The sequence below is a fragment of the Pseudomonas citronellolis genome, from assembly GCF_029335315.1.
GTDB classification, from domain to species: domain Bacteria; phylum Pseudomonadota; class Gammaproteobacteria; order Pseudomonadales; family Pseudomonadaceae; genus Pseudomonas; species Pseudomonas citronellolis_A.
In genome coordinates this window covers 22,219-40,706 of the sequence record NZ_JARJLT010000110.1, presented here as the reverse complement: position 1 = coordinate 40,706, position 18,488 = coordinate 22,219, and the positions used below count along the sequence as shown (strand labels likewise).

General features: G+C 69.3%; 13 protein-coding genes. 8 read left to right on the top strand and 5 right to left on the bottom strand.

The window, feature by feature from the left end; all coding sequences use genetic code 11:
* Positions 1-23: 23 nt before the first annotated feature.
* From P3W75_RS09315 to gcvT, 4 genes are all read left to right on the top strand, one after another.
* On the top strand, positions 24-1,550 hold the full coding sequence (locus tag P3W75_RS09315) for a sigma-54-dependent transcriptional regulator (RefSeq protein WP_276227088.1): 1,527 nt from the start codon (positions 24-26) through the stop codon (positions 1,548-1,550).
* Positions 1,551-1,816: 266 nt separating this feature from the next.
* Positions 1,817-2,194, top strand: coding sequence for a glycine cleavage system protein GcvH (gene gcvH, locus P3W75_RS09310; RefSeq protein ID WP_276227087.1), 378 nt, complete (start codon positions 1,817-1,819; stop codon positions 2,192-2,194).
* 14 nt (positions 2,195-2,208) lie between these two features.
* Positions 2,209-5,070 carry an aminomethyl-transferring glycine dehydrogenase gene (gcvP, locus tag P3W75_RS09305; protein WP_276227086.1) on the top strand — a complete coding sequence of 954 codons (2,862 nt, stop codon included), beginning with the start codon at positions 2,209-2,211 and terminating at the stop codon, positions 5,068-5,070.
* A gap of 235 nt (positions 5,071-5,305) precedes the next feature.
* On the top strand, positions 5,306-6,418 hold the full coding sequence (gene gcvT / locus P3W75_RS09300; protein WP_276227085.1) for a glycine cleavage system aminomethyltransferase GcvT: 1,113 nt from the start codon (positions 5,306-5,308) through the stop codon (positions 6,416-6,418).
* A 298-nt stretch (positions 6,419-6,716) separates the two neighbouring features.
* Here gcvT and P3W75_RS09295 read toward each other — a convergent pair whose 3' ends face one another.
* From P3W75_RS09295 to P3W75_RS09280, 4 genes are all read right to left on the bottom strand, one after another.
* Positions 6,717-7,118 carry an META domain-containing protein gene (locus tag P3W75_RS09295; protein ID WP_276227084.1) on the bottom strand — a complete coding sequence of 134 codons (402 nt, stop codon included), beginning with the start codon at positions 7,116-7,118 and terminating at the stop codon, positions 6,717-6,719.
* Positions 7,119-7,126: 8 nt separating this feature from the next.
* Positions 7,127-7,555, bottom strand: a complete 429-nt coding sequence (locus P3W75_RS09290) for a hypothetical protein (RefSeq protein WP_276227083.1) — start codon at positions 7,553-7,555, stop codon at positions 7,127-7,129.
* Between the two features lie 79 nt (positions 7,556-7,634).
* The gene (locus P3W75_RS09285) at positions 7,635-8,624 is read right to left on the bottom strand and encodes a 2-hydroxyacid dehydrogenase (RefSeq protein WP_276227082.1); all 990 of its coding nucleotides are present in this window, start codon (positions 8,622-8,624) and stop codon (positions 7,635-7,637) included.
* 8 nt (positions 8,625-8,632) lie between these two features.
* Positions 8,633-11,404, bottom strand: a complete 2,772-nt coding sequence (locus tag P3W75_RS09280; RefSeq protein WP_276227081.1) for a response regulator — start codon at positions 11,402-11,404, stop codon at positions 8,633-8,635.
* A gap of 140 nt (positions 11,405-11,544) precedes the next feature.
* On the opposite strand from P3W75_RS09280, the gene P3W75_RS09275 reads away from it, so the two are divergent.
* Positions 11,545-12,252 (top strand): response regulator transcription factor, encoded by a 708-nt coding sequence (locus P3W75_RS09275; RefSeq protein ID WP_276227080.1) that lies wholly within the window; start codon positions 11,545-11,547, stop codon positions 12,250-12,252.
* Positions 12,230-13,609 (top strand): sensor histidine kinase, encoded by a 1,380-nt coding sequence (locus P3W75_RS09270; protein ID WP_276227079.1) that lies wholly within the window; start codon positions 12,230-12,232, stop codon positions 13,607-13,609. Before P3W75_RS09275 ends, P3W75_RS09270 begins: the two co-directional genes overlap by 23 nt.
* 22 nt (positions 13,610-13,631) lie before the next feature.
* On the opposite strand, the gene P3W75_RS09265 is transcribed toward P3W75_RS09270, so the two are convergent.
* Positions 13,632-15,860 (bottom strand): TonB-dependent receptor domain-containing protein, encoded by a 2,229-nt coding sequence (locus P3W75_RS09265; RefSeq protein WP_276227078.1) that lies wholly within the window; start codon positions 15,858-15,860, stop codon positions 13,632-13,634.
* Positions 15,861-16,190: 330 nt separating this feature from the next.
* On the opposite strand from P3W75_RS09265, the gene cysM reads away from it, so the two are divergent.
* On the top strand, positions 16,191-17,090 hold the full coding sequence (cysM, locus tag P3W75_RS09260; RefSeq protein WP_276227077.1) for a cysteine synthase CysM: 900 nt from the start codon (positions 16,191-16,193) through the stop codon (positions 17,088-17,090).
* 1 nt (position 17,091) lies between these two features.
* On the top strand, positions 17,092-18,450 hold the full coding sequence (gene rlmD, locus P3W75_RS09255; RefSeq protein ID WP_276227076.1) for a 23S rRNA (uracil(1939)-C(5))-methyltransferase RlmD: 1,359 nt from the start codon (positions 17,092-17,094) through the stop codon (positions 18,448-18,450).
* Positions 18,451-18,488 lie beyond the last annotated feature (38 nt).

Below are 18,488 nucleotides of genomic sequence, written 5' to 3'. Positions count from 1 at the left end.
TGCGCGTAGCCAGGGCCCCGAGCATGCGAATCCACGTCACCTTCACCGACCGCGTCGGCATCACCCAGGAAGTCCTGGCGTTGCTGGGCGCGCGCAACCTCAACCTGGACGCCGTCGAGATGGTGCCGCCGAACGTCTATATAGACGCCCCCGAGCTGCGCCAGGAAGTGCTCCACGAACTGCACGGCGCGCTGCTGCGGGTGCGCGGCGTGCTCTCGGTGCAGATCGTCGACATGCTCCCCGGCCAGCGCCGCAGCCTGCACCTGGACGCGCTGCTGGAAGCCATGGGCGACCCGGTGCTGGCGGTGGACGCCCAGGCCCGGGTGCTGCTGGCCAATCCCCGGCTGATCGACCTCTGCGGCCGCCAGCCGGCCGGCGAGTCGCTGTCCACCCTGTTCGACGAGCCGGGCCTGGCCGAACACCTGGTGGAGAAGGGTTTCCGCCTGCCGATGCACGAGGTCAGCCTGGGTGGCCAGCCGCTGCTGCTGGACGCCACGCCGATCCGTGGCGCCGGCGATGCCCTCGACGGCGGCCTGCTGACGCTGTACCCGCCGAGCCGCATCGGCGAACGCCTGTCGCTGCTGCACCATGACCACGCCGAGGGCCTGCAGGGCCTGATCGGCCGCTCGCCGCCGCTGATGCAGCTGAAGGCGCGGGTGCGCAAGGTTGCCGGGCTGGATGCGCCGCTGCTGATCCAGGGCGAGACCGGCACCGGCAAGGAGCTGGTGGCGCGCGCCTGCCACGCCTTGAGCGCGCGCCGCGAAGAGCCGTTCCTCGCGCTCAACTGCGCGGCGCTGCCGGAAAGCCTCGCCGAGAGCGAGCTGTTCGGCTACGCATCGGGCGCCTTCACCGGCGCCCAGCGCGGCGGCAAGCCGGGCCTGCTGGAGCTGGCCGACCGCGGCACGGTGTTCCTCGACGAGGTCGGCGAAATGTCGCCCTACCTGCAGGCCAAGCTGTTGCGCTTCCTCAGCGACGGCTGTTTCCGCCGCATCGGCGGCGAGCGCGAGGTGCGGGTGAACGTGCGGGTGCTCTGCGCCACCCACCGCAACCTGGCGAAGATGGTCGGCGAGGGCAGCTTCCGCGAGGACCTGTACTACCGCCTCAACGTGCTCAACCTGCAGGTGCCGCCGCTGCGCGAGCGCGGCCAGGACATCCTGCTGCTGGCCGAGCACTTCCTGCGCCTGGCCTGCACGCAGATCCAGCGCCCGCCGTGCCGCCTGGCGCCGGAAACCCATCCGCTGCTGCTGGGCAACCGCTGGTCCGGCAACGTGCGCCAGCTGCAGAACAAGATCTTCCGCGCTGCCGCCATCGGCGAGGGCGAGGTGATCGGCGTCGAGGACCTCGAAGTGGCCGGCACCGAGCTGGACACCCGGCAGGCAGCCGACGAGGAGGTCACCAGCCTGGAGGAAGCCGTGCAGCAGTTCGAGAAGTCGCTGCTGCAGCGACTCTATGCGGCGTATCCGTCCACCCGCCAGCTGGCGGCGCGGTTGCGTACCTCGCACACCGCCATCGGCCAGCGCCTGCGCAAGTACGGGATCGGCGAGCGCTGAATGCTGGAGCGATTTCGCTCCAGTGGAGCGATTTCGTTCCAATTGCCGCGAGCCGCGCCGGCTGTGGCTTGCACCCCGTCCCAGGGATCCCCCAATGCTCACTGAGTGGAATGTTTTCGTTCCATGTGGTGCTTTGCAGTGCCTTCGATATTTATTTAACTATTTGATTTGTAAGGTATTTTAATTTATTGGCATCGCCCTTGCTCTGCTCGGCGGAAAAATCGCCGAGCCACCCGACGGCTCTCTCGAGAACAAGAGGACGATCCATGACCACCCTGCGCTTCACACCCGACCATGAATGGCTGCGCCTCGAAGCTTCCGGCGAAGTGACCGTCGGCGTCACCGACTATGCCCAGGAGGCCCTGGGCGACGTGGTCTACGTCCAGCTGCCGGAGCTCGGCCGCCATGAGCAGGGCGCCGAAGTGGCGGTGCTGGAGTCGGTGAAGGCCGCCAGCAACATCGTCATGCCGCTGGCCGGCGAAGTCACCGAGGTCAACGCCGCGTTGGTCGACAGCCCGGAGCTGGTCAACCAGGCGCCGCTGGCCGAGGGCTGGTTCTTCCGCATCCGCCTGGATGACGCCGCCGTCCTCGACACCCTGATGGACCAGGCCGGCTACGAAGCCTACCTGTCCGCTCGCGCCTGACCCCGGAGGCCGCCATGAGCCAGATCGAACTGAGCACCACCAACGAATTCATCGCCCGCCACATCGGCCCGCGTGACGCCGACACCCAGGCCATGCTCGAGCTGGTCGGCTACGCCAGCGTCGACGCGCTGACCGACAGCGTCATCCCCGACAGCATCAAGGGCACCAGCGTCCTCGGTGGCAGCCAGGGGCAGGGCGAGGCCCAGGCCCTGGCCGAACTGCGCGCCATCGCGGCGAAGAACCAGCTGCTGCGCAACCACATCGGCCAGGGCTACTACCCCTGCCACACCCCGGCGCCGATCCTGCGCAACCTCCTGGAAAACCCGGCCTGGTACACCGCCTACACCCCGTACCAGCCGGAAATCTCCCAGGGCCGCCTGGAAGCGCTGCTGAACTTCCAGACGCTGATCAGCGACCTCACCGGCATGCAGATCGCCAACGCCTCTCTGCTGGACGAAGCCACCGCCGCCGCCGAAGCCATGACCTTCTGCAAGCGCCTGTCGAAGAACAAGGCCGCCCAGGCCTTCTTCGCCTCCGCCCAGTGCCACCCGCAGACCCTCGATGTGCTGCGTACCCGCGCCGAGCCGCTGGGCATCGACGTGGTGGTCGGTGACGAGGCTGCGCTGGAAGACTTCTCCGCCTACTTCGGCGTGCTGCTGCAGTACCCGGCCAGCACCGGCGCCGTCGTCGACCAGCGCGAGCTGGTGGAGCGCGCCCACGCCGCCGGCGCCCTGGTGGCCGTGGCCGCCGACCTGCTGGCGCTGACCCTGCTGACCCCGCCGGGCGAGTTCGGCGCCGACGTGGTCCTCGGCAGCGCCCAGCGCTTCGGCGTGCCGCTGGGCTTCGGCGGCCCGCACGCGGCCTACTTCGCCACCCGCGACGCGTTCAAGCGCGACATGCCCGGCCGCCTGGTCGGCATCTCCATCGACCGTTTCGGCAACCCGGCGCTGCGCCTGGCCATGCAGACCCGCGAGCAGCACATCCGCCGCGAGAAGGCCACCAGCAACATCTGCACCGCCCAGGTGCTGCTGGCCAACATCGCCAGCATGTACGCCGTCTACCACGGCCCGCAGGGCCTGACCGACATCGCCCGGCGCGTGCACCGCCTGAGCGCGATCCTGGCCGCCGGCCTGGCGCAACTGGGCCAGCGCGTCGAGCAGGAGTTCTTCTTCGACAGCCTGAGCGTCGTCACCGCGCGCCCGGCCGCCGAGGTCCACGCCGCCGCCAAGGCCGCCGCCATCAACCTGCGGGTGATCGACGACGTACGCGTCGGCGTATCCCTCGACGAAACCTGCGAGCAGGCCGCCGTCGAAGCCCTGTGGGCGGTGTTCGCCGCCGGCCAGGCGCTGCCGGACTTCGCCGCGCTGGCCGCCAGCGTCGGTGACCGCCTGCCGCAGGCGCTGCTGCGCCAGTCGGCCTTCCTGCGCCACGAAGTGTTCAACCGCTACCACTCCGAAACCGAGCTGATGCGCTACCTGCGCAAGCTGGCCGACAAGGACCTGGCGCTGGACCGCAGCATGATCCCGCTGGGTTCCTGCACCATGAAGCTGAACGCCGCCAGCGAGATGATCCCGGTGACCTGGGCCGAGTTCGGCAACCTGCACCCCTTCGTCCCGGCCGAGCAGGCCGCCGGCTACCGCGCCATGACCGAGGAGCTGGAGGCCATGCTCTGCGCCGCCACCGGCTACGACGCCGTGTCGCTGCAGCCCAACGCCGGGTCCCAGGGCGAGTACGCCGGCCTGCTGGCCATCCGTGCCTACCACGCCAGCCGTGGCGAAGCGCACCGCGACATCTGCCTGATCCCGTCCTCGGCCCACGGCACCAACCCGGCCACCGCCCAGATGGCCGGCCTGCGCGTGGTGGTCACCGCCTGCGACGCGCGCGGCAACGTCGACCTCGCCGACCTCAAGGCCAAGGCCGAAGAGCACCGCGAGCGCCTGGCCGCGATCATGATCACCTACCCGTCGACCCACGGCGTGTTCGAGGAAGCGGTGCGCGACATCTGCGCCATCGTCCACGACAACGGCGGCCAGGTGTACATCGACGGCGCCAACATGAACGCCATGGTCGGCCTGTGCGCGCCGGGCAAGTTCGGCGGCGACGTGTCCCACCTGAACCTGCACAAGACTTTCTGCATCCCCCACGGCGGCGGCGGCCCGGGCGTCGGCCCGATCGGCGTGAAGGCGCACCTGGCGCCCTTCCTGCCCGGCCACGGCGAGCTGCTGGAACGCAAGCAGGGCGCGGTGAGCGCGGCGCCCTACGGCAGCGCCTCGATCCTGCCGATCACCTGGATGTACATCCGCATGATGGGCGGCCAGGGCCTCAAGCGCGCCTCGCAGATGGCCATCCTCGGCGCCAACTACATCGCCCGCCGCCTGGAAGAGCACTACCCGGTGCTCTATACCGGTGAGAACGGCCTGGTGGCCCACGAGTGCATCCTCGACCTGCGTCCGCTGAAGGAAACCAGCGGGATCAACGTCGACGACGTGGCCAAGCGCCTGGTGGACTTCGGCTTCCACGCCCCGACCATGTCCTTCCCGGTGGCCGGCACGCTGATGGTGGAGCCCACCGAGAGCGAGTCGAAGCAGGAACTGGACCGCTTCTGCGACGCCATGATCTGCATCCGCGAGGAAATCCGCGCGGTGGAGCGCGGCGAACTGGACGCGGACGACAACCCGCTGAAGAACGCCCCGCACACCGCGGCGGAGCTGGTCGGCGAGTGGTCGCACCCGTACAGCCGCGAGCAGGCGGTGTTCCCGCTGGCGAGCCTGGTGGACGGCAAGTACTGGCCGCCGGTGGGCCGCGTGGACAACGTCTACGGCGACCGCAACCTGGCCTGTTCCTGCCCGTCGATCGCCGACTACCAGGACGCCTGACTCGTTCGGGCCTGTTTACGATCTCGCGAGCTAGAGCAGAACAAGGCAAAAACAGGCGAGAGAGCGCAGTTTAGTCCGCTAAATGAGCATCGCTCGCCTGTTTTTAACGCAGTTATGCCGACGCGCAGCAGATCGTAGACAGGTTCGTTAGTCCCCGCGCCCGCCTCGGCGGGCGCCATGGCCGCGGTTGGCGAGGGATGCGCCAACGCGGCCTTTTTTTCGCCAAGGAGACACCATGAGCCTCGCCAAGACGCCGCTGTACGACCTGCACCTGGAACTGGGTGCGAAGATGGTTCCCTTCGCCGGCTACGAGATGCCGGTGCAATATCCCCTGGGGGTGCTCAAGGAGCACCTGCACACCCGAGCCCAGGCCGGCCTGTTCGACGTCTCGCACATGGGCCAGCTGCGCCTGCGCGGCGCCGACGCCGCGGCCGCGCTGGAAAGCCTGGTGCCGGTGGACATCCTCGACCTGCCGCTGGGCCAGCAGCGCTACGCGCTGTTCACCAACGCCGAGGGCGGCATCCTCGACGACCTGATGGTGGCCAACGCCGGCGACCACCTGTTCCTGGTGGTCAACGCCGCCTGCAAGGAGCAGGACCTGGCGCACCTGCGCCAGCATATCGGTGACCGCTGCGAGATCGAGTCGCTGTTCGACAGCCACGCGCTGCTGGCCCTGCAGGGCCCGGCCGCCGTCGAGGTACTCGGGCGCTTCGCCCCGGCGGTGAAGGCGCTGACCTTCATGCAGGTGGCCACGCTCGAACTGCTCGGCGTGCCCTGCAGCGTCAGCCGTTCCGGCTACACCGGCGAAGACGGCTACGAGATTTCCGTGCCCGCCGCCCACGCCGAAACCCTGGCCCGCGCCCTGCTGGCCGAGGAAGAAGTCCAGCCCATTGGCCTCGGCGCGCGCGATTCGCTGCGCCTGGAAGCCGGCCTGTGCCTGTACGGCCATGACATGGACAGCGCCACAACGCCGGTCGAGGCCAGCCTGGGCTGGGCCATCTCCAAGGTACGCCGCGCCGACGGCGCGCGCGCCGGCGGCTTCCCTGGCGCCGAGCGGATCTTCGCCCAGCAGCGTGAAGGCGTGCCGAGCAAGCGCGTCGGCCTGCTGCCGCAGGAGCGGGTGCCGGTGCGCGAGGGTGCGGAAATCGTCGACGCGCAGGGCGCGGTGATCGGCAAGGTCAGCAGCGGCGGCTTCGGCCCGAGCCTGGGCGCGCCGCTGGCCATGGGTTACGTGGCCCGCGCCCAGGCGGCGCTGGACAGCGAAGTCTTCGCGATGGTGCGCGGCAAGCGCGTGCCGATGAAGGTGGCGCGCACGCCGTTCGTGCCGCAGCGGTATTACCGCGGCTGAAGAGCATCGCGGACGGAGTCCGCTCCTACGAAAAAGCGGGGTAGGGCGTATAACCGTTCGCGGTTATACGCCGTGGTTCCGAGCGCCATGGTCATGCGGGTGCTAAATGACGCGTCCGAACGGCGGATAACGCTTCGCGTTATTCGCCCTACGCGTTTGCCAGGAGGCATGGCATTTCCCCCGTAGGAGCGGATTCATCCGCGATTGCGCCGGCAAGGGCGCTCTCAGGCCTGGCGACAGAGTCCCCGGAAGCCTCGTTCGCGAGCAAGCTCGCTCCTGCGAAGAGCCGCTGGGCGCCTCAGTCTTCCGGCCACATCCGCAGCGCGCGGCTGTCGGCCGAGAGCAGGCGCAGTTCGCCCTTGTCGGTGATTTCCCAGCGTTGCACTTCACCCAGGGCCTGGAAGAAGCGCTGTTCCTGTTCCATCAGCGCCGGGGCGCACATGCGCCGGGTGCTGCCGGGCTGGCCGAAGCTGAGCGTGTCGCCGTCGATCTGGTAGCTGGCGAACCAGTGGTTGCAGCCGGCGTTGCCGAAGGCCCGGCCCTGGCCGTCGAAGGTCAGGCTGACGTGGCTGTGGCCGACCAGCGGGCGCTTGCCGATCCATTCCACGCGGTAGGCCTGGTCGCTTTCCGGCTCCGTCGGGTGCTGGGCGCAGCCGGCCAGCAGCAGGGCCCCGAGCAGGGGTGTCAGCAGCTTCTTCATGAACGCTCCTAGGCCTGGCAGGCGTTGCAGAGGTGGCGGTCGCCTTCCACGGTCCAGCCCAGCTCGACGATGCGCGCGCTGGCGGCGGGGCCCTGGGCGGCCTTGCCGAGGCTGCCGTCGACGGCGAACTCGAAGTCCAGCATGGTCCCGCAGCCGTCGCACTTGACCTGCCAGTTGAGGATCGACAGCTCCTTGAACACCGGGCCCTTGGCCACGGCGGTCCATTGGCCCGGCGGGTTGATCAGGTGGCGGACCTTGTCGACGCTGAGGGTCATGCTCAGGTCGCGGCTGCCCTTGAGGGTGACCAGCAGGGTGTCGCCGTTCTGGATCGAGCCGCCGTTGCCGGTGACCTGGTACAGGCCCGGCACCAGCGCGCGGCACTCGTTGAGGGTGTGTTGCGGGTTGAGCAGGTTGTAGCGGAAATCGTGTTGAGCCATGGGTCCTCCGAAAGACCCCTAATGGTAGGGGATATGGCCCGCTGCCGCGACCGCGAAGGCGGGCCGGCGAACTCTGGCGTCAGGGTTCGACCTGGTTGCTGCAGTTACCTTTGCTCCAGGCGGCGATGTTGTCCAGCGTCGTTTCGGCGATGGCCGCCAGCGCCTCGCGGGTGAGGAAGGCCTGGTGCGCGGTGATGATGACGTTGGGGAAGGTCAGCAGGCGCGCCAGTACGTCGTCCTGCAGCGGCAGGTCGGAGCGGTCGGCGAAGAAGATTTCCGCCTCCTCCTCGTAGACGTCCAGGCCCAGGTAGCCGAGCTGGCCGCTCTTCAGCGCCTCGATCAGCGCCGGGGTGTCGACCAGCGCGCCGCGCCCGGTGTTGATCAGCATGGCGCCGCGCTTCATGCCCTGCAGGCTGCGCGGGTTGACCAGGTGCCGGGTGGCGTCGTTGAGCGGGCAGTGCAGGCTGATGACGTCGGCCTCGGCGAGCAGCGCGTCGAGGGCGACGAAACGCCCGCCGAGGGCCTCGATGGTCGGGTTGGGGTAGGGGTCGTAGGCGAGGATGCGGCAGCCGAAGCCGTGCATGATCTGCGCGAATACCTGGCCGATCTGCCCGCTGCCGACCACGCCGACGGTCTTGCCGTGGAGGTCGAAGCCGGTCAGCCCGTGCAGCGAGAAGTCGCCCTCGCGGGTGCGGTTATAGGCGCGGTGCAGGTGCCGCGACAGCGCCAGCACCAGGCCCACGGCGTGCTCGGCCACGGCGTGCGGCGAGTAGGCCGGCACGCGCACCACCACCAGCCCTAGGGCCCTGGCGGCGGCGAGGTCGACATGGTTGTAGCCGGCCGAGCGCAGGGCGATCAGCCGCGTGCCACCGGCCGCCAGTTGCTCCAGCACCGGCCGCGAGAGGTCGTCGTTGACGAACGGGCAGACCACCTCGAAGCCCATCGCCAGCGCGGCGGTGTCCGGGCGCAGCGGGCTCTGCTGGAAGTGCAGCTCGAAACCGTGGGGCGGGTTGGCGGCGAGGAAGCTGTCGCGGTCGTAGTTCTGGCTGCTGAACAGGATGATGCGCATGGCCGGCCTCAATGGGAGTCGTGGGGCGCGGGCTGCCCGGTGGCGCTCGCGGTGACGCGGTTCAGCTCGCCGATGGCCTGGTCAAGAGCGTCCAGTGCGGCCTGGGCCTGCGGGTCGTTCTGCTTGAGCAGGGTCTCGGCGCGCTGGCAGGCGGCGCGCAACTGCGGCACGCCGCAGTAGCGGGTGGCGCCGTGCAGGCGATGCACGCGCTCGATCAGGGCGGCGCGGTCGTTGCGTTCACGGGCCTGGCGGATGGTCTGGCGGTCGGCGGCCAGGGAGGCGAGCAGCATGGCCAGCATGTCGGCGGCCAGGTCGGCCTTGCCGGCGGCCAGGCGCAGGCCTTCCTCGGCGTCGAGCACGGCGAGCCCGGCGGTTTCGGGACGCGCGCCGGGGCCGCCGGCCTCGCGGCCGGCCAGGGACAGGCCGGTCCACTTGAGCACCACCTGGGCCAGCTGGCGCTCGTCGATCGGTTTGGTCAGGTAGTCGTCCATGCCGCCCTGCAACAGGGCGCGCTTCTCGTTGGCCAGGGCGTGGGCGGTGAGGGCCACGATGGGCACCGGACTGACTTCGCGCTGGGCTTCCCAGTGGCGGATCGCCTCGGTGGCCTGGCGGCCGTCCATGCCGGGCATCTGCACGTCCATGAAGACCAGGTCGAAGCGCTCGCGCTGCACGGCGTCCACCGCGGCCTGGCCGCTGTCCACCGCCACTACCTCGGCGCCCAGGTCGCCGAGCAGGGTCTGCACCAGCAGCAGGTTGGCCGGGTTGTCGTCGACGCAGAGCAGGTGCGGCACCTGGCGCTCGGCGCGCAGGGCGGGCTTGTCCTTGCGGCTGGGGCGCAGGTGCAGGAGCTGGTCGAGGGCGTGCTGCAGCTTGCGCGTGCAGGCCGGCTTGCTCTGCACCTGGCCTTCGGGGAGCACGGCGTTGTACAGCGCCTGCTCGACCGTCGGGCACAGCACCAGGGTTTTGCAGCCCTTGTATTCGAGTTCGCGGATGGTCTGGCGCAGGCTGTCCGGCTGGTTACTCGACTGGCTGACGGCGAGCACCACCAGCTCGATCGGCGCCGCGCCGGCCGGCGGCTGCTCCAGCGCCGCGCGCAGGCTGTCGAGGTCGACGAACTCGGTGACCTCCAGGCCGCAGTCCTGCAACTGGTGGTGCAGCGCCGCGCGGGTCAGCTCGTGGGGTTCGCAGAGCGCCACGCGGTGCCCGCTGGGTGGCGCCGGCAGGCTGTCGTCGCCGTCGTCGCGGGCCTTGGGCAGGCTCAGGCTGATCCAGAATTCCGAGCCGTCGCCGGAGCTGCTGTCGACGCCGATCTCGCCGCCCATCTGCTCGATCAGGCGCTTGGAGATCACCAGCCCCAGGCCGGTACCGCCGGCCTGCCGGGACAGCGAGTTGTCGGCCTGGCTGAACGCCTGGAACAGCGCGCGCAGGTCGGCGTTGGTCAGGCCGATGCCGGTGTCCTGCACGCTGATGCGCAGTTGCGCGCGCTCGTCGTTCTCGTCCTCGAGCATGGCGCGCACGGCGATGGTGCCTTCGTGGGTGAACTTGATGGCGTTGCTCACCAGGTTGGTCAGCACCTGCTTCAGGCGCAGCGGGTCGCCCACCAGGTTCAGCGGGGTGTCGCGGTAGATCAGGCTGACCAGCTCCAGGCGTTTCTCGTGGGCGGCCGGGGCGAGGATGGTGAGGGTGTCCTGGACCAGTTCGCGCAGGTTGAACGGGATGTTCTCGAGGATCAGCTTGCCGGCCTCGATCTTCGAGAAGTCGAGAATCTCGCTGATGATCCCCAGCAGGCTCTCGGCGGATTTCTGGATGGTCGCCAGGTAATCCTGCTGGCGCCCGGACAGCTCGCTTTTCTGCAGCAGGTTGGTGAAGCCGATGATGCCGTTGAGCGGGGTGCGGATCTCGTGGCTCATGTTGGCGAGGAACTCGGACTTGATGCGGCTGGCCTCCAGGGCCTCCTTGCGCGCCAGGTCCAGCTCGATGTTCTGGATCTCGATGGTCTCCAGGTTCTGCCGCACGTCCTCGGTGGCCTGGTCGATGTTGTGCTGCATCTCTTCCTGGGCGCTCTGCAGCGCTTCGGCCATGCGGTTGATGCCGGCGGCCAGTTCGTCCAGCTCATGGCTGCCGAGGGCCGGCAGGCGGGTTTCCAGGCGGCCCTCCTTGAGCTGCGCGACGCCCTGGGCGATCTGCCCCAGCGGCGCGCTGATCGCCCGGCTCATGCGCAGGGCGAGCAGGGCGGTGACCACCAGGCCGCTGATGATCAGCAGCAGGCTGGTGAACAGGCTGCGGTAGCCGCGCAGCAGGGTGGCGTGGTGCGAGAGCTCCAGCTCGACCCAGCCGAGCAGGCGGTTGGCGTCTTCTTCCGGGGCGCCGGAGAGGCTGCGGTGGTGGCCCAGCACCGGCAGCAGGAAGTGCGTGGTGTCGAGGTTGCTGACCTGGCTCAGGTGGCTGCCGTCGCCGCTGGGCATCGGCGTGAGGATGCTCGGGCCGGCGTGGGCCAGGCGCTCGCGCTCGGGGTTGAGGAAGGTCACCGCGCGCACGTCGGGCTGGTCCAGCGCTTCGTTGGCGATGCGCTCCAGCAACTGGCGGTCCTCGTGGGCCATGGCCGGGGCCGACAGCGGGGCGAGCTGCTCGGCGATCAGTTGGCCGCGCTCGATCAGTTGCACGCGCATGTCGGACAGCTGCACCCAGGTGAAGTAGCCGCCCAGCACCAGCGTCAGCAGGCTGGTGGGTAGCAGGGTGAGCAGCAGCACCCGCCCCTTGATGCCGAGATCCTTGTACACGCGCGTCCTCCCAAGCGGTTTCGGGGCAGTTTAGCGGGTTGCCGGGTGGGAATCTCGGTGATTGACCGCCGGACGGCTGCGCTTGCCCTGGAGCGGCCGCGTCGTGAATACTTGTCTTTCGCGAATAAGTCTTATTTGTCATGACCCCGACCGCCGCCAGCCAGCCCCGCCTGTTGACCATCGAGGACGACCCGACCCTGGGCGCCCACCTGCACAGCCACCTGAGCCAGCGCGGTTTCGCCGTGACCTGGTGCCGCGACGGCCGCGAGGGCCTCGGCCAGGCGCTCAACGAGGCTTACGACCTGGTTCTGCTGGACGTCATGCTGCCCGGCTGTTCCGGCCTGGAGGCCCTGCGCCAGCTGCGCCGCGAACAGCGCGTGCCGGTGATCCTGATGTCCGCCCTGGGCGCCGAGCAGGACCGCATCGCCGGTTTCTCCCAGGGCGCCGACGACTACCTGCCGAAGCCCTTCAGCCTGGCCGAGCTGAACGTGCGCATCGACGCCATCCTGCGGCGCGTCGCCCTGGAGCGCGGCAGCCTGCAGCCGACCCCGGTGGTGGCCGGCCTGCAACTGTCCGAGGAGCCCTGCGAGGTTTCCCTGGACGGCGTCACCACGGCGCTGACCGCCACCGAATACCGTCTGCTGGAAGTCTTCCTCGGCAACGTCGACGAGACCCTGAGCAAGCCGTTCCTCTACCAGCACGTCCTGCACCGTGGCTACACCGCCCACGACCGTGGCCTGGACATGCACGTCAGCCACCTGCGCCGCAAGCTGCAGGCCATCGGTTACACGCGCCACCAGCTGCGCGCCGTCTGGGGCAAGGGTTATGTTTTCGCTAGCGCCGAGTGAGGGCCGCGCGCGCCTGGCGCTGCCCAGCCGGCATTCGCTGTTCTGGCGCCTGGCGGTGCCGGTGGTGCTGCTCTGCCTGCTGCTGATCTGGCTGTCCTGGACCTGGGGCCGGCAGGTCGAGCGCAAGGGCTTCTTCCTCGACAGCGAGGCCCATCGGGTGCTCAACGGCTACTCCGCCGACCTGGAGCGCGCCTGGCGCGAGGGCGGGCGTGGCGGCGTGGATGCCTGGCTGGCGCGCATGCGTGCCCAGGAAGACACCTGGATGGTCGCCGTGGATAGCCATCTGCAGGCGCTGGGCAACCAGCCGCTGAGCGTCGAGGAATCGACGCGGCTGACCTTCCTGCGCGGCCTCGACTGGCCGGTGAGCAACCGCAGCAGGCAGTTGCCGTATATCGGCATTCCCTTTCCCGGCAACCCCAACGACGGGCGCCTGGTGCTGCAACTGCCGCAGCGCTTCCTTCCCGGTGGCTTTTCGTTGTGGACGCGGCTGCTCGGCCACGGCCTGATTCCCGCCGGCCTGGCCCTGCTGCTGTGCACGCTGCTCTACCGCCAATTGATCCACCCGCTGGCGCGCCTGCGCGAGCACGCCAACGCGCTGCGCGCCGACGACCTTGGCTCCGGCGCCGGGCGCGAGGTGAGCGTGCGCCGTGACGAGCTGGGCGAACTGGGCCGCGCCTTCGACCACATGACCCAGCGCCTGAGCAGCCACATCGAGTTCCAGCGCCAGCTGCTGCGCGACCTGTCCCACGAACTGCGCACACCGCTGAGCCGCCTGCGCGTGGCGGCGGAGACGGCGCCGGCGGACGACCCGCTGCGCCTGCGCCTGGAGCGCGAGGTGGAGGTGATGCAGCGCCTGGTGGAGAACACCCTGGAGCTGGCCTGGCTGGACACCGAGCGGCCGCGCCTGGCGATGGAGGACATCGCCATCCTGCCGCTGTGGGAGCTGCTGGTGGAGGATGCCGGCTTCGAGTCCGGCTGGCAGGCCGAGCGCTTCCAGTGCGAGCTGCCGGCGGACTGTGTGGTGCATGGTCATCTCAACGGCCTGGCCCAGGCGCTGGAGAACCTCTTGCGCAACGCCATCCGCCATTCGCCCGAGGGCGGGCATATCCGCCTGTTCGGTCGCCGCGATGGCGGCTGCTGGGAGCTGTGCCTGGCGGACCAGGGACCGGGCGTCGAATCCCGCGACCTGGAGCGTATCTTCCTGCCTTTCACGCGGTTGTCCGCCGCGCGCTCCGGCGAGGGCTTCGGCCTCGGCCTGAGCATCGCGCGCAGCGCCATTCACCTGCAGGACGGCGAGCTCTGGGCCGAGCGCGGCAACCCCGGCCTGCGTATGCACCTGCGCCTGCCGGCGGCCTGAGGTCGCCGCCAGGCGCCACGACTCAGAACTCCAGCACCGCCGACATCCACAGGCGGCGCCCTTCCTCCAGCGTGCCGCTGGTGCTCGAACCGATCTGCGTGTAGTCCGAGGCCCAGCCCGTGCTGCCGTCCACGGCGGTGTAGTAGGTGCCGTCGAGGAAGTCCTTGTCGAACAGGTTGTACAGGGTGGCGTTGAGGGTCAGGTTGCGCGTCGCCTTGAACGAGCCGCCGAGGTGGAACAGCTGGTAGGCGTCGAGGTCGCCGACCTGGTCGGCGATGGCCTGGTTGGCCGCCGTGAGGTTGGCGTAGCGCGAGGTGAAGCGCGCCCGTTCGCCACGGTATTCGCCCTTGAGCCAGAGCTTCAGGCGCTCGTTGGCCTGCCAGTCGAGGCGGGCGTTGGCCACGTGCCTGGGGGTGTTGGTCAGCGGCGCGCCCTTGTCCTTGCCGCTGAGCTGCTCGCTGTCGGTGAAGGTGTAGTTCAGCGAGGCGCTCCAGGCCGGGGCGAAACCCCAGCGGCCGGCCAGCTCCACGCCCTGGGTGCGGGCCTTGCCGATGTTCACCTGCTGGGCGAAGTTCTCCTGCAGGAAGCTGCTGCCCAGGTCGATGCAGCCGGCCTGGTTCGGTGCGTCCGGCCAGTTGCAGTTGGCGATCGGGGTGCCGCTGTCGATCTTGTCCTTGAAGCGGGTGTGGAACAGCGTGAGGTTGGCGTTGAGGTCGTCCAGGTTGTCGTAATAGACGCCGAACTCGGTATTGGTGCTGGTTTCCGGGTCCAGGTCCGGGCTGCCGATGGTGATGGTCTGGCCCTGGCCGCTGACGCCGTTGATGCCGTCGTGCAGCTGGTTCAGCGTCGGCGTCTTGTAGCCCTGGCTGACGCCGCCCTTGAGGGTCCAGGCCGAGCTGGCGTTCCACACCAGGTAGGCGCGCGGGCTGACGTGGCCGCCAAAGGCTTCGTGGTCCTCGTAGCGCGCGCCGAGGGTCAACGCCAGGTCCTCGCGCAGGCGCCACTCGTCCTCGGCGAACAGGGCCCAGGAGCTTTGCTGGAACTCGTCGGTGGCGATGCCGTCCTCGACCTTGGCGTCCCAGTACTGGCCGCCGAGGGTGGTGATGTGCGCATCCCCCAGTGGCATGACCAGCTTGCTGTCCAGCACCAGGTCGGTGGACTTGAGCGTGCGCGCGTCGCCGCCGACGATCGACGGGTAGCCGCTGTAGGGGCGGCCGATGGTGCCGGGGATGGTGCGCCCGAGGGTTTGCGTGGTGCTGTGGGTCAGGCTGCTGTCCAGGGTGCCGAAGCCCAGGCGGGCGGTGTGCGCCAGGGCGTACTGGTCGCGCTCGAAGCGCAGCTCGTCGGCGTAGCCGTTGGCGCGGGTCGGCGCGTCGCGGCTGCAGCCGTCGGTGGCGCTGCCGCCGGCCTTGCCGTCGAGGGTGCCGAGCTGGCAGTCGGCGTTGTCGTAGCGCTGGCGCCCGCGTTCGAAGTCCAGGGAAATGTCGTGCTCGGTGTTGGGCGTGAAGGTCAGGCGGCTGCCGATGTTGTAGTTCTGCCCCTCCACCGGCGAGGCGCCGCGCCGGCTGACGGTGGCGCCGTCGTCGAAGCTGAGGTCCGACGCGCCACGATCGAAGAAGCTGCCGCGCAGGTTCAGGCCGAGCCGCTCGGGCACCAGCGGGCCGCTGGCGTAGAGGCTGGTGCCGCTGCTGTCGCCGTAGTCGCGGTGTTCCTGCACGGTGTGGTCGAGGCTGAGGGTGGCGCCCCATTGCGGCGCCACCTTGCGGGTGATGATGTTGACCACGCCGCCCATGGCGTCGGAGCCGTACAGCGTGGACATGGGGCCGCGAATCACCTCGATGCGCTCGATCGCCGAGAGCGGCGGCATGAAGCTGGTGGAGGTCTCGCCGAAGCCATTGGGGGTGATGTTGCCGGCGCTGTTCTGCCGGCGGCCGTCGATGAGGATCAGCGTGTAGTCGCTGGGCAGGCCGCGAATGCTGATGTTCAGCCCGCCGGTCTTGCCGGTGCCCTGGCCGATATCGACGCCCTCGACGTCATCCAGGGCCTCGGCGAGGTTGCTGTAGCGCTTCTGTTCGAGCTCCTCGCGGCCCAGCACGCTGATGCTGGCGGGCGCCTCGGTGACTTTCTGCTCGTAGCCGGCGGCGGTGACCACGGTGGCGTCGAGGTTCAGGGTGTCGTCGCCCTGGGCCTGGCCGACGAAGGCCAGGGCGAGGGCGCCGGCCAGCGACGAGTGGGTAGGGGAGTAGGACATGGGTAGGCTCCGCTTGACGTGTGGTGGCGGCGAAGCCTGTGGCTAACGAAAATCATTTGCATTCAATCGGCGGTAACCGCATGTGTCCCCATGGCCCGCCAATCAGCCGGCAGGCCACGGCTCCCGGAGCCTGGAACCCTTTGCCACAATCTGTAAGTTTGGGAAACGTCTTACGCGCGACTTCTATGCCTGGAAGGCCGATTCCTGAGCCTTCGCGGGACGTTGCGACAGCTTGCGCGGCGCTCATCGCGCTTGCCGATATGGCCAGCGGCGGTTTACCGGTATCATAGGGCGTTATCCAGATCTGCCTTGCGGACCACGAGCGACTCCATGACCGTGCAGTACCCCACCATCGCCGAGTGCATCGGCAACACTCCGCTGGTACGCCTGCAGCGCCTGCCCGGGGAAACCTCCAACACCCTGCTGGTGAAACTCGAGGGCAACAACCCGGCCGGTTCCGTGAAGGACCGCCCGGCGCTGTCGATGATCACCCGCGCCGAGCTGCGCGGCGACATCCAGCCCGGCGACACGCTGATCGAGGCCACCTCCGGCAACACCGGCATCGCCCTGGCCATGGCGGCGGCGATCAAGGGCTACCGGATGATCCTGATCATGCCGGACAATTCCACCGCCGAACGCAAGGCGGCGATGACCGCCTATGGCGCCGAGCTGATCCTGGTGACCAAGGAGCAGGGCATGGAAGGCGCCCGCGACCTCGCCGACCAGATGCAGCGCGACGGCAAGGGCAAGGTCCTCGACCAGTTCGCCAACGGCGACAACCCGGTGGCGCATTACAGCAGCACCGGCCCGGAGATCTGGCGCCAGACCGGCGGCGAGATCACCCATTTCGTCAGCTCCATGGGCACCACCGGCACCATCATGGGTGTGTCGCGCTACCTGAAGGAGCAGAACCCGGCGGTGCAGATCGTCGGCCTGCAGCCGATGGAAGGCTCGGCCATCCCCGGCATCCGCCGCTGGCCGCAGGAATACCTGCCGAAGATCTTCGACGCCACCCGCGTCGACCGCGTGGTGGACATGCACCAGAGCGAGGCGGAGGATGTCATGCGCCGCCTGGCCCGCGAGGAAGGCATCTTCTGCGGCGTGTCCTCCGGCGGTGCGGTGGCGGCCATGCTGCGCCTGTCCCGCGAGCTGGAGAACGCGGTGCTGGTGGCGATCATCTGCGACCGCGGTGATCGTTATCTGTCCTCCGGAATCTTCGACCCCAGCTGACATGGCCAAGCAGAGAAGCGGACTGCGCTTCCAGCCCAGCGGCGGCGCCCGCAACACCGGCGTGCCGGTGGGCAAGAAGCAGCGCCTGAACATCGAGCGCCTGGCCCATGACGGCCGTGGCATCGCCCACCTGGAAGGACGCACCTGGTTCGTTTCCGGCGCCCTGCCCGGCGAAGAGGTCGAGGCCCGCGTGCTGGCCGCGCGCAGCCAGGTGGTGGACGCCCGCGGCGAACGCATCCTGGTCGCCGCGCCGGAACGTCGCGTCGAGCCCTGCCCGGTGGCCGGCAAGTGCGGTGGCTGCAACCTGCAGCACCTGCCCCACGCCGAACAATTGGCGCTCAAGCAGCGCGCCCTCGCCGAGCAGCTGCAGCGCTTCGGCGACATCGTGCCCGAAGCCTGGGCCGCGCCCCTGGTCGGGCCGGAATTCGGCTACCGCCGCCGTGCCCGTATCGCGGTGCGCTGGGATATCAAGGCGCGCCGGCTGGACGTCGGCTTCCGCGCCGCCGCCAGCCAGGCGATCGTCGCCTTCGACGATTGCCTGGTATTGGTGCCGCCGCTGCAGGCCCTGGCCCGCGCGCTGCCGGAGTTGCTCAGGGGCTTCAGCCGTCCCCAGGCCATCGGTCACGTCGAACTGTTCCACGGCACCGCCTGCGCCTTGCTGCTGCGACACACCGAAGCCTTGCCCGACGCCGACCTCGAACGCCTGCGGGCCTTCTGTTCGGCACGGGATGTGCAACTGTGGTTGCAGGGCGACGGCGAACCGACGCCGCTGGAAGAGGGTGCGCAACTGGGCTATCGCCTGGCGGACCTGACCCTGGCCTACCGGCCGGGCGATTTCGTCCAGGTCAACGAACCGGTCAACGCGGCCATGGTCGAGCAGGCGCTCGAATGGTTGGCCCCCGCGCCCGGCGAACGGGTGCTAGACCTGTTCTGTGGCCTGGGCAATTTCGCTCTGCCGCTGGCCCGTCGCGCCACCTCCGTGGTGGGCGTGGAGGGCGTGGAGAGCATGGTCGCGCGCGCCGCGGCCAACGCCCGGGCCAATGGCCTGGACAACGCCGTGTTCCACCAGGCCGACCTGGCGCAGCCGCTGTCCGCGGCGCGCTGGTTCGCTGGCGACGCGGCGCAAGGATTTTCTGCCGTGCTGCTCGACCCGCCACGTGATGGCGCGTTCGAAATGGCGCGGGGCATGCGTGACCTGGGCGCGGAGCGGGTACTCTATGTGTCCTGCAATCCGGCGACCCTGGCGCGCGACGCCGGCGAACTGGCCCGACAGGGCTATCGCCTGAAGCGTGCCGGAATCCTCGACATGTTCCCGCAGACGGCGCATGTGGAGGCGATGGCTCTGTTCGAGGCAGGTTAGGAAGACCTGCGCAATCCGACCGGCCCGCGCAAGAAAGG